The following is a 14,238-nucleotide window of genomic DNA, read 5'->3' on the forward strand; positions in this document are numbered from 1 at the left end:
CTACTCGGCATTGGACTGCTTCCCTCTCAGCCAGGTGAATGCGCCGGCAACGATGATCACCAGAAAGAACAGGCTCAGCTGCAGCGCCGCCGCATAGCTCGGGTCCTGGTCGATGAACGCGGCTGTGTAGCCGTACACGTTGAGGGTGTTCGTCGCGTTCACCGGCCCTCCCTGGGTCATGATGTACACGGTGTCGAAGAAACGCACCAGGTCGACGGTGCGCAGCAGCATCGCCACAGTCAGCACCGGGTAGAGCAACGGCAACCCCACGAACAGCGCCTTCTTGATGCTTCCTGCCCCGTCGATCACCGCCGCTTCGAACGGCTCAGAAGGCAGAGAACGGATGCCCGCAGCAATGATCAGCGCCATGAACGGCGTCCACTGCCAGATGTCGACGATCGCAATAGACCACGGCGCCATCTCGCGGCTTCCCAGCCACACCACCGGGTCTATCCCGATGGCCTCAAGTAGCTGGTTCGCCGCCCCGAGGGTCGGATCGTAGATCAGCAGCCAAACCAGCGCCACCGCCACCGAAGCAGTGATCGCAGGAATCAACATCAGTCCCTGAAAGATGGCACGACCGGGAACATCGATGCTCAAAAGGTAACCAAGAGCCAGTCCGCCGACCGTCTCCACCACCAGGCACAACACGAAAAGAAAGAGCGTCACCCGAATCGAGTTCCAGAACTCCGGTTCGGCGAACATCGTCTGAAAGTTCGCCAAGCCGACGAAGCCGCTGTTCGACCCGTCGATCTTCCGGTCTGAGAGCGACAGCCAAATCGTGTAGAGAACCGGAAGCACCACAAGCAGGATGGTGACGATCAGCGCCGGCCAGATCAGGGGCATCACGCCCCTCGCCACCGGCTCTGGGGCAAAGCGCCCCCGTCTCCGCTGCAGCGACGGTCGTGCCGCTGCAGCGGATTCGGTTTTGGTGGTGGAGAACACAGTCACCGGCTCACTTGGTGTCGAGGAGCGGCGTGAGCCCCTCCTGAATTTCGGCCGCGGCCTGTTCTGCGGTGATCTCACCGAGAATGGCCTTGCCAATTGCGTCGCCGATCACCTTGCGCATCGCGGGAGCCTCGGCACCGACCGGCCCGACCTCGACAAACCCGTTGGCCTGGATGTCGGCGACGGCCTCGCCCCATTCCTTCTTGGCATCCGTGTCGAAGGTGTCGGTGTATTCGGGGTCAGCGGCAACGGAGTCACGAGGAGGGGCGATCTCGCCCTCGGTCAGCGCCAGCTGAATCTCTGGTGACGTCGCCCACTGCATGAACTCCCACGCGGCATCCTTCGACTCGGAGAACGGCGACATGCCGATACCCCAGGAAAGCGCCGTCGGCGCCGCCTCGACGGAACCGGCCGGAATCGGCGCTACGCCCACCTGGTCTACGACTGTCGAACTTTCACCGATGACGCTGTTCAGCTCGTTGCTGGATTCGAGTTCCATGGCGACCTTGCCCTGGGCAAAGAGGTTGGAAGACTCGGTGAAGGAGTAGTTGATCACTCCGGGAGGGCCGCAGTCACGGGCGAGCGTGGCGTACTCGTCGATCGCCGTTGCGGCAGCCGGGTCATCGAAGTTCGCCTTTCCGTCGGTCGTCCACGACAGACCTTCACCGTGGAAGAACGGGCCGAAGGTGAACGGGATGGCAGCAGAAGCGCCTCGAAGGGTGATCGGGATCATGCCGTCGCCCTGTTCTTTGATGGTCTTGGACACCTCGATCAGTTCTTCCATGGTTCCCGGAACCTTCAGTCCAAGCTCGTCGAAGACGTCTTTGCGGTAGTAGAGGACGGGGCCCTCGACGTTGATCGGAAGGGCGATGGTGGCGCCGTCTGCCTGCATTCCGTCCATGGCACCCGGCGAGAAGTCGGTCGCCTTGTAGTCCTCTGGTGCGCTCTCCAGGTAATCGTCAAGTTCTTCGTAGTAACCGGAAGAGGAGAACTGAGGGCCTTCCCTGGATGGCAGTGTCATGTAGACGTCCATGGCGTTGCTCTTGGACTGCAGGTTCAAGAGAATTTTGTCCCTGGCCTGCTGCTCGGCGAACGTCTGCACCTTGACCTCGATGCCGGATTCCTTCTCGAACTCGGGGATGAGCGGTTCGAGTGCTCGCTGCCACGGGTGGTTGGAGAGCACAACGGTGATGGTTCCCCCGCCTTCTGCATCACCTCCGCCCGCGTTGTCGCTCGGGCTGCCGCAGGCGGCGATCGACAGGACCATCCCGAGCCCGGTCAGTATGGCCAGGGACTTTCTGGTTGTTTTCTTCATGATTTCTCCTTTGAAGGTGAAGATGCTTGTCACGGGTGTGAAAGCGGTGTTCGGATGAGCGGGTCAAGCCAGTCATAGAAAGTGGAGAGTTGTTGTGGGTCGCTTTCGCGCCACATTTCCGGCACCGCGCGCACGTGGCCGGCAACAGTCCCGAGCGAAATCGGCGTGAATGAGGCCACGTATGTCTCAGGGGCGGCGGTTGCAGAGTCGGCGACCTCGATTCCCACCATGACGTCGGTGTGTTCGCCGCTGGTCAGCCAGGTGGCGGCGATCGCTCCGACTGTCTTCGCCTCTTCGGCGTCAACCGCACTGATTGCCGTGGACGCGGATCGTTGGAGCGTGCCGATGACCTCCCCGCGCGCCGCGAAGCCGAGGTTCTCGCGAACCTCGCCGGCCAGCACCCGGGAGATGCCGCCTTGGATCAGGCGGGTGTGGTTCGTGTCATGCACCGGCTGGAGCGTCAGTTCGGGTGCCACACCTTCGCTCACGACCACGAGTGCACGACCGCGTTGTTCGACGATGTCCTCCACCCTGGCGAGGAAATGCGGAAGCTCGAATGTCGTCTCCGGTATCAGAACCAGATCTGCCGCGAACTCCGGGTCGTGCCGGGCGTAGCTCGCGGCCAGAGCGAGCCAGCCGGTCGACCTGCCCATGGTCTCCACGATCCGCACCGGCTCGACGTTTCCCATCGCGGACTGGTCGCGCGCGAGATCTGTGACGGTGCGCGCGAGATAGCGCGCCGCGGATGCAAACCCCGGCGTATGGTCGACGCCGACGATGTCGTTGTCGATGGTCTTCGGAATGCCGACGCAGCGCAGCGCCATGCCCCGAGCACTGGCGGTCTTAGAGATCGCCTCGAGGAGTGCCATCGTGCCGTTGCCGCCGATGATCGCGAGGCCGTCCACCCGGTGGCGCACGAGGGTGTCGACCATGGCGCTGAGGTCGTTCTCCCCCACCGAGAAACGCCCGCCGCCGAGCCAGGAACCGACCCTCTGCAATTCTGAACTTGAGACATCCGCTCGGGTGATCGCTCTGACCCTGTCGTTCAGCAACCCGGTGGCACCCCCGAGAATCGCCACCACATCGTTGCCGACGGATGCCGACAAAAAGCCGTCGAGGCTGCGATTGACCACCGCAGTCGGGGCGCCGGTTTGGGCGATCGCGAGGCGCATGATTAGACCCGCACTTCCGCGACGGTGTGAAAGGACTGGAACGCTTCCAGACCCTTAAGCCCGCCTTCGTATCCCATGCCGGAGAGCCCGAGGCCGCCGAATGGTGCACCCGGGTAATTCGGAGTGGCGTTGTTGATTCCGATGATTCCAGCGCGCATCCGCTCTGCAACCCCCCGAGCGCGATCGAGGTCGGTGCCGCACACGTAGCCGGCCAGGCCGTAGCCCGTTGCGTAGTGCAGGGCGAGCGCCTCCTCGACGTCGTCAAAGACGTGGATGCCGGCGGCCGGCCCGAAGACCTCTCCGGCGAAGAGTGCCGAATCGAGCGGAACGTTCTTCACGAATTGCGGTGAGACATAGTTGCCGGCGGAAGGAACCGACCTGCTCGCGACCAGGGCTTCTCCACCCTCGCGGATCGCGTCATCGACCAGGCGGGTGATACGTGTCGGGTCCTGTGCCGGTGCGAGCGGGCCAAGGTCGATGTCGGCCTCCCGCGGGTCGCCGATCGTGAGGGCTGCGGTCTTCTCGGTCAGGAGCGAGAGGAACTCTTCGCTGATCGAGCGAGCCAGGAACACCTGGTTGGCCGCGATGCATGACTGCCCGTTGTTGCGGAACTTGGCGATCATCAGGGTGTCGACGGCGTGCGCGACGTTCGCGTCGCCCAGAACAACGAAGGGTGCGCATCCGCCGAGTTCCATCACTGCCGGGAGGAACCGATCGGAGACCGCTGCCGCGACGAGGCGACCGACGCGGGTGGAGCCGGTGAAGGTGACGGCGCGCACCCGCTCGTCGGCGAGCCACAGGTCGGCCACCTCGTCAGGGTCTCCAAGAACGGTGTTGACGACACCGGTTGGGAGATGTTCGTCAAGCAGCCGGGCGAGCACCATGGAGGAGAGCGGGGCGAGCTCAGACGGCTTGAAGACGGCGGTGCAGCCGGCCGCCAGCAGCGGCGCGATCTTGCGTGCCGGGATGGACACCGGGAAGTTCCAGGGCGTCAGTACCGCAACCACGCCGAGCGGGCGGGGTGAGACGCGGTGTGTGAAACCGGGGACCGCGCGAAATTCTTCTTCTGCCTGGTTCTCGAGGAGCTGCGCGAAGGTGGTGAAATACACGGCAGAGAGTTTCAGCTCTGCGGCGGCTTCCGGGGTGCGCTTACCAGTCTCGGTGGTGATCAGCCCGGCCCACTGCTCGTGGTTTGCGGCGTCGGATAGTCCGGCTGCGATCCGGCGCAACGCCGTGGCCCGTTCTGCGGCTGGGGTCGCGCTCCACGTCGGAAGGGCACCTTCTGCGGCGCGCACGGCGGCGGCCGCATGGTCAGCGTTGCCGTATCCGACCTGGGCGATGGCCGTGTTGTCGGTCGGATTGAGGAGCGTTCGGTGCTCGAGGCCTTCAGAGACAACCGCACCATTGATCCGGACTCCGGACGCCTGGCTCAGCACGCCGGCAACCCAGTCTTCGCCGAAAGTGGTTGCGGTCGATGGGGATGATTCGATGGTCACAGGGTCTCCTCAAAGTCGGACAGTGATTCAAAGTCGATGTGCACGCCCAGGCCCGGGCCTTGCGGAACGAGTACGGTGCCGTGATCGGTCAGCACGTGGCCGATGGGCTCCCTGAGGCGATTGGAACGGATGTCCCACTCGACCCACGGGGTGGTGGGATTGGCGGCTGCGACCTGCAGCGTCGCCGCGGTGGCGAGGGCGCCGTTGTACAAGTGGGGCGCGACAAGAGTGCCTCGCGGGGCCGCGTACTGCACCACTCGCCAGTAGTCGGTCACGCCGCCGACCTTGCTCACGTCGGGCTGCACAATACGGATACTGGGCTGGTCGATGTAGTCGTGGAATGCGGCGGCGCCGTACAGGTTCTCTCCGGTCGCCACCGCGAGGCCCGCGGCCTCACCGAACCGGGAGAGTTCGCCTGCATCGTCGCCGGCGATCGGCTCTTCGATCCACTCAACGCCGAATTCCGTGAGCACCGGCGCCATGGCGAGGGCCTCGGAGGGCGTCCAGGCCTGGTTGGCGTCGGCGAAGAGGCGCGCTTCGTCTCCGAGCACACGCCGCGTGGCGGCGAGGTTGGCCTCATCCGTTTCTCGCCCGAAGCCCACTTTGACCTTCACCGCGTGGATGTTGAGCTCGAGGCAGGTGTGCGCGGTCGCCTCGACGCCGGTCGGCCCCAGACTCGAGGCATAGACCGGAAGTTCTCCCCGCGTTTCAGAAGCCAGCAAGCGGCCGAGGGGCACACCGCGTTCTTCTGCCGCTCGTGTCCAGAGGGCGACGTCAACTGCGCTGATCGCCTGGCGGATCGGCCCAGGTGCTCCCCATTGGCGCCCAAGCGCACCGAGCCGTGTTGTCATCAGGTCGTGAGCCTCGGACGTGCTGGTGAATGCCTCGCCGACAAGCAGCGGGGCTACGCCGTGTTCGACGGTTGCCCGGCGCTCCTGCCAGGCCCACGACGGGTAGTTCGCCCAGGTCTCGCCCGCTGACGAGGTTCCGTCCTCAAACTCCAGCTCGATGACCACCATCACGCGGTGGGTGAGCGGAGCGAACGACATTGCGACGTTGTCGGTCGACGGCGCCCGGAAGACACGACAGTGCACCCTCCTGATGGGCACTCCCGACAGCGGCGCGGAGACGGCCGGTGTGGTGATTGAATGTGCGGTTTCGAACATTGCATGCAGTCTGCCGGGATCTGAAGCCGATGTCAACACCACGCTACGAACCTGCGAGGGTGCTGGCAACATCCGTCGCCTGCGGCAACAAACCGTCTACTGCAACATCGAACCGTCGCGAGACGACCGCGACGCTAGAGTGCGATGAGAATCTGCGCGCCGGCCTGCCGAATGGCAGCAGAGAGCTCGGGCGCGAGTGCCTGGTCAACCACAACGGCGTCGAACACATCGAGTGAGCACACCCGAACCGCCCCACTGGTCTCCTGCTTCGAGGCGTCGCACACCAGGATCACTTCGTCGGCAGCCTCGATGAGCGCCTGCTTGACGGCGAGCTCCAGGCTCGTATGCACGTAGACGCCGCGACTGTCGATGGAGCTGGCGCCCACGACAAATGTCTGTATCCGAAGATTGCGAATCGAGGAGACGGCCTCCGAACCGACCATTGCCTGGTTTTGGTGCAAGAGATCACCGCCGAGCCCGATGACCGGGATGTCCGGCCGGCCGAGCAGCGTTGCCAGCACGGGCACGGAGTGCGAGACGATGGTTCCCCTGAAGTCCTCTGGGAGCTGAATCGCCGCCTCAAGTGCCGTCGTGCCCGCGTCGATTCCGACGGTTCCGTCTAGGGGCAGCAGGCCGACGACCGCGGCACCGATCCGCCGTTTGGCCGACGCCTGCTCGACCGCCCGAACCGAGAACGCAGCCGGTGTGTGTCGATCCTGAGGCAACCGCGCGCCGCCGTGCACAAGACTCGCCGCGCCTTCACTGGTGAGTTGGCGCAGGTCTCTCCGAATGGTCATCTCGGAGACTTTGAAATCTGCGCTGAGCGCCGAGACGGAGACATGGCCCGTTCGATATAGGCGCTGCAGGATCTCGGATCGCCGGATCGAACCGGGACCGACATGCAGGGAAGTCTTCGTCGCGGCCACAGCCACATGCTACGACATGACTTGATCTCTGACTGTCGTTGATGTTAGATTCCGAACATTGTTTTCGATTTGGCCGTGAGTGCCATACGTCAGGAGCGTGTTCTTCCATGTCAGATGCCCGTGTGCTTGCTCGTCCATCCGGAGGATTCGCGATGCTGGCCGTTGACCAGAGAGAGGCGCTCAGGGCCATGATGGCCGTCGGGCGCCCCGGCGAGGTCAGCGACGCCGACCTGACCCGTTTCAAGGTGAGCGCGGCGAAGGCGCTGAGTCCACACGCGTCCGCAATCCTCATCGACAAGCAGTTCGGATGGGACGCCGTCGTTGGCGCGTCGGTTGTCGATCCGTCCTGCGCGATGATTGCGGCTGTGGACGCGTTCACACCGAGCAAGCACGAGTTCGTGGCGGAGTCCGTCATCGACGAGGAGCTGGACTTCGCCGAGCTGAAGCGCCAGGGCGCGAAGGCACTGAAGCTGCTGGTACTCTGGCGCCCCGACACGGACCCGGAGGAGCGCGTCGCGATGGTTGACGACTTTGTGGCACGGTGCCGCACGCACGACCTCGTCAGCGTGGTCGAACCGGTCTCGCGAGGGCGCCGTGACAAGGCGGCATCCGACCTGGAAGCAGGCATCCTTTCGGCGGCTCGCGAACTCGGCGACCGCGGCGCCGACATCTACAAGTCCGAAGTGCCGACCCATGGCACAGGGACCGACGCCGAGATCGACGCGAAATGCCGCGAGCTGACCGATGCGATCAACGGGCAGTGGGTGGTGCTTTCGTCGGGTGTCGACGCAGAGCGCTTCCCCGAGGTGGTCGACGTCGCCTGCCGCGCAGGCGCCTCCGGCTTCCTTGCGGGTCGCGCGGTGTGGGCATCTGTCGTCACGCATGACGACTGGGACTCGGAGCTCGAGCGCGTTTCGATTCCGCGCCTCGAGCGCCTGGCTGCGATCGTCGACGATGCGGTAACGCGCTAGCCTCGCCGCATGCTGCTTGCGCTGGCACTGGTGGCCGTTCTGGCCGGCGCAGGCCTGCAACGGATGACGGGGCTGGGTTTCGCGCTCGTCTCCGGCCCTGTGCTGGTGTTGTTGCTTGACCCAATCAACGGCATCTCGCTCGCCAATCTCCTCTCCGCCATCACCGCAGTGACCGTGCTTGCGACCACGTGGCGTCACATCGACTGGCGTTTGGCGTGGCAACTGTCGCTCGGCATCGCGATCGCCGTGGTTCCCGGTGCGCTCGTGGTGCACTCCCTGCCGCGGCCGTGGCTCCTGATCCTTGTCGGAGCGTTGACCGCGGTGGCTGTTGCCGTGGTCATGGCCCGACGGCCACTGCGGCTGCTGCGAAAACCGGGCGGGGCGGTTGTGGCGGGTCTCGTGTCGGGTTTCAGCAACGTGACCGCGGGCGTCGGCGGCCCGGCGCTGGCGGTCTATGGAGCAAGCACCGACTGGCACTCGAAGACGTTTGTGCCGACGGTGCAGGTTTCCCTGTTGCTGGCGAACGTGTTGTCGCTGGTGTCGAAGCAGCAGTTGACCCTTCCACCGGCGATCGTGCTGGCGGCCGTCGGGGCGGTGGTGGCCGGCATCCTCGTCGGGTCGTACATCCAGCGCTGGGTCGATCACTCGCTGGCCAGGCGACTCGTTCTCGTCATAGCGCTGATCGGCGCGCTCGCGTCGGCCGGCAAGGGTCTCTTCGAGCTCTTGTCGTAGCGGCCGGCGCTGCTGGCGCTGCCGCCTCACACGCATGTGGCGGTCCTGGCCCCAGCACAATCTGCGGACGTTCGAGTCCCCGACCCCACCGAAAGTCGCCGCTCGCGCCGGGAATCGCCGGTGCTGCAGCGATTCTCGGCAGCAGCGGCGATTATCGGCGAGGCGTCGGGCCCAGCAGCGCCAGCCCGCCAGGCGCTAGTGCGCGGCGAAGGCCGGGGCGTCGGAGAGGTCGTCGACGGGCTTCCGCACGAAGAACGCGGCCACCACCGCCAGGATCGAAATGATCGCACCAGTGAGGAACGCTGCGCGCACACCGCCGGCGACGGCGACGGCATCCGTCGCCCCGCCTACCGCAAGCACGGCAGACTGCGCGCTCATCACCGTCACGAACAGCGCGGTACCGGCAGCACCGGCCACCTGCTGCACCGTTCCGACGATCGCGCTGCCGTGTGAGTACAGGTGCGGCTTGACCGCTCCCAGCGCCGAGGTGAACAGCGGCGTGAACAGCAGCGACAACCCGATGCTCAGCACCAGGTGCGCCCCGAGCAGGAACATCCACGAGGTGTTCTCGCTCACCGTCGTCAGCGCCCACAGCACAACACTCACCAGAATCGACCCTGGAACCACCAGTCGCGACGGCCCAATGCGGTCGTACAGTCGCCCGACGAACGGCGCCAACAGACCCATCAGCAACCCGCCGGGCAGCAGCAGCAGACCGATCTGCACCGGCTCGAACCCGAGCACCTGCTGCATGTAAATCGGCAGGAGAATGATGGTTCCGAACAGCGCCACCATGCTGACCGCCATCATGACGATCGACACCGTGAAGATCGGCGACTTAAAGGTGCGCAGGTCGAGCAGCGCGCGGTCACGACGCTGCAGCAACAGCTGACGGATGATGAACGCCGCGAGCGAGGCCACGCCGACACCCAGGGCCAGCCACATCATCATCGGACTGACCGCAGACGACGCGGCACCACCGGCATCCGCACCGCCCTCACTGCCACCGCCGATGTTGCTGAGCCCATAGATCAGACCACCGAAACCGAACGCAGACAGAATCACCGAGGTGACGTCGAGCGGCACGCGCCTCGGCTCGGTCACGTTCTGAACGCGACGGATGCCGATGATCAGCATGACGACGGCGATCGGGAGAACGAGCCAGAACATCCAACGCCACGACAGGGTGTTGAGGATGATGCCCGAGATCGTCGGGCCGATCGCGGGGGCGACCGAGATGACGATCGACACGTTACCCATGGTCTTGCCTCGCTGTGCAGGCGGAACCAGCGTCATCAGCGTGGTCATCAGCAGAGGCATCATGATCGCGGTACCTGACGCCTGCACGACGCGGGCGGCGAGCAGCACCTCGAAGCCCGGCGCCATTGCGGCGACCAGGGTTCCGATCGAGAACAGCGACATCGCGGTGATGAAGATCGGCCGGGTGTTGAAGCGCTGCAGCAGGAATCCGGTGATCGGAATCACCACGGCCATGGTCAGCATGAATGCGGTGCTCAGCCACTGCGCGGCGCGCGCGTCAATGTTGAGGTCGATCATGAGTTCGCGAATGGCGACGCTCATGATCGTCTCGTTCAAGATGACGACGAAGGATGCCGCCAGCAGCAGCCAGATCACCCGGCGGTTGCGAACGGAGTGGTCGGGGGTCGCCGCGGCCGGTGTATGGCCGTCGAGTGGGGCGTTTTGCGCGGCCGCGGTCGGCGCGGCCGCCGTTGTCGGCGCCGTCGTTGTCGGCGCCGTCGTTGTCGGCACAGATGCGGTGGATGTGGATTCAGTCACGAAAGAGTTTCCAATCGAGGGCGACCGAGTGATGACTCCGCTGAGATGGGACTCTGGCGAGCTATGACTCTGCCGCTGATAAAGCGGACCCTACCGCCGGGAAGCGGAAAAAGGCAGAAACCGGGTAAAGAGATTAACGATAAGAGGGAGCCGATATTCCCGCCGGGCAATGCCTCGGACGCGGGCGAATATTTCTTCAGATGATCATAGCGTCGACGACACTATCGGGCCGCGGCATCCGTCGTCAAGTGATTCATGTTCCTTTCTATCGATCGTTCATGAGCGGTTCACTTCGGCGAGAAGCAATGTGGACGATGTTTACTTTAGAACGAGCGGATGCCTGAGGTCAAGATGTCGAGTTGCGTCGCCGGCCAAGATGGTTGCTACCGAACGCCGCGGAAGAACGTGCGCACATCGCCGACCAGAAGGTCCGGGACCTCCAGCGCCGGGAAGTGGCCACCCCGCTCGAACTCCGACCAGTGCACCACGTTGTTATCGCGCTCGGCGATCGGCCGAATTCCGAAGTCGCCAGGGAAGACCGCGAACCCCGACTGCACCTCTGACCGCTCCGCCGGCTGGCCCCAGCTGGCCTGGCCCTCCCTGTAGAGCCGCGCCGCCGACGTGGCCGTGTTGGTGAGCCAGTACACGCTGACATTGGTGAGCATCAGGTCTCGATCGACGGCGTCCTCGGGCAGCTCGAAGGCAGGATCCGTCCACTCCTTGAATTTCTCGACGATCCAGGCCAACTGCCCGACCGGTGAGTCGGCGAGTCCGAAGCCCAGTGTCCGCGGCCGCGTCGACTGGATGATCGCGTACCCCGTGCCATCCGTCATCTGACTCTGCAGGGCACCAAGCCTTGCCAACTCGGCTTCACTCATGGCGGCCATCTCGGCCGGATCGCCGGTGGGGAATCCGAGACTGCCGTTGACGTGCACGCCGACGACGCGCTGCGGATCGATGCCGCCCAGCATCGGCGAGATCACCGAACCCGCGTCGCCGCCCTGTGCGCCGTACCGCTCATACCCGAGCCGACGCATCAACTCGGCCCAGGCGTGCGCTATCCGCGCCATGTCCCAGCCCGTCTCGCGCGTCGGCCCGGAGAACCCGAACCCGGGCATGGATGGGATGACGACATGGAAGGCATCCGCCGGGTCACCGCCGTAGGCACAAGGGTCGGTGAGCGGCCCGATGACGTTCATGAACTCCACGATCGATCCCGGCCACCCGTGCGTGAGGATCAGCGGCAGCGCGTTCGGTTCGGGCGAACGCACGTGCAGGAAGTGGATGTTCTGTCCGTCGATCTCCGTGGTGAACTGTGGAAAGTCATTGAGCTTCGCCTCGAACGTGCGCCAGTCGTAGGAGTTGCGCCAGTACTCGGCGAGCCCTTTCAAATAGCTGACTGGAACACCGTAGGTCCACCCGACGCCCGGCAGTTCGTCTGGCCACCGGGTGTTGTCGAGCCGGTCGTTCAGTGCGTCCAGGTCGGCCTGCGGGATCTGGATGCGGAAGGGCGAAATCAGTGCGTCGGTCATGTGGAATGCCTCTCTCGTTGTCGGACACCACCGACGATATGCGCCCTATAGGACAGATCTTGTCCGCTATGCGGTGATGTGGATGACTCGAATCTCTCTTCGATTTTTGTCAAATACATTACTCTGAACACTAGTAATCCTGTTTGGTTATTGGTACGGTGGTGATACCCAAGAAACCCCGCTCGACTGGTATCAGGAAGGTGACCTGGCTCAATGACAATGACGGCCCCGACTCCCGCAGGTTCCGGCGCAGACACCGGTGCTGTTGCGGCACCGCTTCCATTGCCGGATGCGCTTCGGGTGGCGGAGGAGATCATTCGAGAGTCGCTGGCGGCGACGTCGTTCACGGCGATGGACGATGACGGAAACGTCGAGTCGATGGATGGCTTCGAGAGAGTCGGCCGGCTGATCGATGCCGGCCGTGTCGGTACCGCCCACCAGGTCGAGGAACGCTCCGCCCGGCACCTGGGCCGGGAGTCGCTGGCGTGGAAGCGTGGGTGCAAGTCTGGTCGTGACCTGATCACCCGCGTCACCGGTGTCTCGGGGAAGGAAGCGGCCCGCCGCATCAACTTGGGCAACCGGGTCGAGCCTCGCCCGCAGGGCGGAACAGTGCTCCCACCGTTGTTCCCCGCCGTGAATGCGGCGCTGACCGCGGGACTGATCACACTTGACCAGGCCGATGTGATCGTCAACGGCCTGAGCAGTCTCACCAACCACTGCACCCCCGGCGATCTCGCCGCCGCCGAAGGCGCCCTCATCGCCTCCGCCATCGGAGCCGCCGATGCGGAGACCCCCGACGGGTCCGATGCGGGTTCGGAAGATGCCCGGCGCGATGAACCGGGCGACGCCGGTGCGGGGCGCACTACCGGGTTCGCGTTCAGCGCCGACCTGCTCCGCATCCAAGTAGGCGTGTGGAAAGCACGCCTCGACCCCGACGGCACCGCGCCCAACGAAGAACCCTCCGAAGCACGCAGCAACTTCGGATTCGGACGCATACGCAACGGCCTCTACCCGCTACGCGGCGGCGTGACCCCAGAAATGCGCGGCGTCCTAAACGGACTCTTCGACACCTACCTCAGCGCCCACGCCGCAACCCCGTCGTTCCCCAGCAAGAAGGAACAAGCCACCTTCGATCAGATCGTCGCCCAACGCGACCAAGACATTGAGAACCGTGAAGGCATCGAAGCCGGGGAGATCATCCCCGGCGCTGAACTCGACACCGAGTTCACCGGACCCGCCCGGCCCATCGGCGAGAAAAGGGCAGACATCCTCCGCGCCGCTTTGGAATGCATTACCCGCGATGCCGACACTCCCACCCTGGGCGGTGCCGCACCGACCGTGATGGTCCACGTCAACGCCGCCGACCTGGCCTCGGGCACCGGTGTGGGCTGGGTTGATGGTGTTGAAGACCCCATCAACCTGAAGACCGTGCGGCAAATGATGTGCGCCGGCGGCTACCAGACCATCGTCTTCGGCGACGATGGTGACATCCTCCACCTCGGCGGCAAACAACGCTGCTTCACCACCAACCAACGCAAAGCCATCATCGCAAGAGACGGCGGCTGCATAATCCCCGGCTGCAACGCCCCCACCTCCTGGGTCGAACTCCACCACGTCACCGAATGGGCCAAAGGCGGACCCACCGACATCACAAACGGCGTCGCCCTCTGCTGGTACCACCACCACAGCATCGAAACCTCCGGCTGGAAAATCCGCATCGTAGGCGGTGTCCCTCAGATCAAAGCCCCCTACTGGATGGACCCCACCCAAATCTGGCGCCACACCAACACCCACCGCGCCAACCGAGCCACCGACCCGGCCAACAGTCGACCCGGCAGCGGCGGAAACCCCACCCGCCACGCCGACCCCGGCACCCTGGCCAGCGCCAGCCCCGGTCCCGGCCCCAGCGATGCACCTCCCGGCCGTGACGACCCCGGCCGCACCGGTCAAGGCACAACTGCGCCTACCGGCCGCGACCCCAGCGACGGCCCACCCTCCCGCGAATAGGCGCCGATTACCTCTCCTCGCCCGCCTAAATGATTGGGCTGGCGCGCACAGTTCCGTCGGTCGTCAGTGTCGGCCGCTCCTGTGACTCGGCGACGGCGCCGCGCCACTCGACCCTCATTCCGCCACCTTTAGCGTCGATCCACCGATAGTTGTGTTGGATGCGCGGCGGGTTAAGC

Annotated in this window: 11 protein-coding genes; 3 read left to right on the forward strand and 8 right to left on the reverse strand. The window is 64.7% G+C overall.

Annotation, left to right across the window (positions count from 1 at the left end; genetic code table 11):
- The 6 genes from K323_RS26075 to K323_RS0113570 form a co-directional block, all read right to left on the reverse strand.
- Complete coding sequence (locus K323_RS26075) at window positions 1–951, reverse strand: carbohydrate ABC transporter permease (protein ID WP_157509440.1); 951 nt, start codon at window positions 949–951, stop codon at window positions 1–3.
- Window positions 952–955: 4 nt separating this feature from the next.
- Entirely contained in the window at window positions 956–2,263 is a 1,308-nt protein-coding gene (locus tag K323_RS0113550; RefSeq protein ID WP_157509441.1) for an ABC transporter substrate-binding protein, read from the reverse strand.
- 29 nt (window positions 2,264–2,292) lie between these two features.
- Window positions 2,293–3,435, reverse strand: a complete 1,143-nt coding sequence (locus K323_RS0113555) for a 6-phosphofructokinase (RefSeq protein WP_022885824.1) — start codon at window positions 3,433–3,435, stop codon at window positions 2,293–2,295.
- A gap of 2 nt (window positions 3,436–3,437) precedes the next feature.
- Complete coding sequence (locus tag K323_RS0113560; protein ID WP_022885825.1) at window positions 3,438–4,931, reverse strand: aldehyde dehydrogenase family protein; 1,494 nt, start codon at window positions 4,929–4,931, stop codon at window positions 3,438–3,440.
- A complete protein-coding gene (locus K323_RS26080) occupies window positions 4,928–6,097 on the reverse strand; it encodes a mandelate racemase/muconate lactonizing enzyme family protein (RefSeq protein WP_022885826.1) in 1,170 nt (389 codons plus the stop codon). The genes K323_RS0113560 and K323_RS26080 overlap by 4 nt, the downstream gene beginning before the upstream one ends.
- Before the next feature lie 134 nt (window positions 6,098–6,231).
- Window positions 6,232–7,029 (reverse strand): DeoR family transcriptional regulator, encoded by a 798-nt coding sequence (locus K323_RS0113570; RefSeq protein WP_022885827.1) that lies wholly within the window; start codon window positions 7,027–7,029, stop codon window positions 6,232–6,234.
- Between the two features lie 146 nt (window positions 7,030–7,175).
- Here K323_RS0113570 and K323_RS0113575 point away from each other — a divergent pair, with 146 nt between their 5' ends.
- Both K323_RS0113575 and K323_RS0113580 read left to right on the forward strand, forming a co-directional pair.
- A complete protein-coding gene (locus K323_RS0113575) occupies window positions 7,176–7,994 on the forward strand; it encodes an aldolase (RefSeq protein WP_245570985.1) in 819 nt (272 codons plus the stop codon).
- Between the two features lie 9 nt (window positions 7,995–8,003).
- Window positions 8,004–8,726 (forward strand): sulfite exporter TauE/SafE family protein, encoded by a 723-nt coding sequence (locus K323_RS0113580; protein ID WP_022885829.1) that lies wholly within the window; start codon window positions 8,004–8,006, stop codon window positions 8,724–8,726.
- Window positions 8,727–8,921: 195 nt separating this feature from the next.
- On the opposite strand, the gene K323_RS26085 is transcribed toward K323_RS0113580, so the two are convergent.
- Together K323_RS26085 and K323_RS0113590 are read right to left on the reverse strand one after the other, a co-directional pair.
- A complete protein-coding gene (locus K323_RS26085) occupies window positions 8,922–10,523 on the reverse strand; it encodes an MDR family MFS transporter (RefSeq protein WP_022885830.1) in 1,602 nt (533 codons plus the stop codon).
- A 383-nt stretch (window positions 10,524–10,906) separates the two neighbouring features.
- On the reverse strand, window positions 10,907–12,055 hold the full coding sequence (locus K323_RS0113590; RefSeq protein WP_022885831.1) for an epoxide hydrolase family protein: 1,149 nt from the start codon (window positions 12,053–12,055) through the stop codon (window positions 10,907–10,909).
- 213 nt (window positions 12,056–12,268) lie between these two features.
- On the opposite strand from K323_RS0113590, the gene K323_RS28935 reads away from it, so the two are divergent.
- The gene (locus tag K323_RS28935) at window positions 12,269–14,062 is read left to right on the forward strand and encodes an HNH endonuclease signature motif containing protein (RefSeq protein WP_084697313.1); all 1,794 of its coding nucleotides are present in this window, start codon (window positions 12,269–12,271) and stop codon (window positions 14,060–14,062) included.
- The last annotated feature ends 176 nt before the right edge of the window (window positions 14,063–14,238 follow it).

Origin of the sequence: Glaciibacter superstes DSM 21135 (assembly GCF_000421145.1) — a bacterium.
Lineage (GTDB): Bacteria > Actinomycetota > Actinomycetes > Actinomycetales > Microbacteriaceae > Cryobacterium > Cryobacterium superstes.

What these genes read in the sequence shown, in the direction of transcription:
- K323_RS0113575 (WP_245570985.1), top strand. Translation starts at nt 7,176, where the DNA reads ATGCTGGCCGTTGACCAGAGAGAGGCGCTCAGGGCCATGATGGCCGTC.
- K323_RS26080 (WP_022885826.1), bottom strand. Translation starts at nt 6,097, where the DNA reads ATGTTCGAAACCGCACATTCAATCACCACACCGGCCGTCTCCGCGCCG.
- K323_RS0113555 (WP_022885824.1), bottom strand. Translation starts at nt 3,435, where the DNA reads ATGCGCCTCGCGATCGCCCAAACCGGCGCCCCGACTGCGGTGGTCAAT.
- K323_RS0113580 (WP_022885829.1), top strand. Translation starts at nt 8,004, where the DNA reads ATGCTGCTTGCGCTGGCACTGGTGGCCGTTCTGGCCGGCGCAGGCCTG.
- K323_RS0113550 (WP_157509441.1), bottom strand. Translation starts at nt 2,263, where the DNA reads ATGAAGAAAACAACCAGAAAGTCCCTGGCCATACTGACCGGGCTCGGG.
- K323_RS0113590 (WP_022885831.1), bottom strand. Translation starts at nt 12,055, where the DNA reads ATGACCGACGCACTGATTTCGCCCTTCCGCATCCAGATCCCGCAGGCC.
- K323_RS28935 (WP_084697313.1), top strand. Translation starts at nt 12,269, where the DNA reads ATGACAATGACGGCCCCGACTCCCGCAGGTTCCGGCGCAGACACCGGT.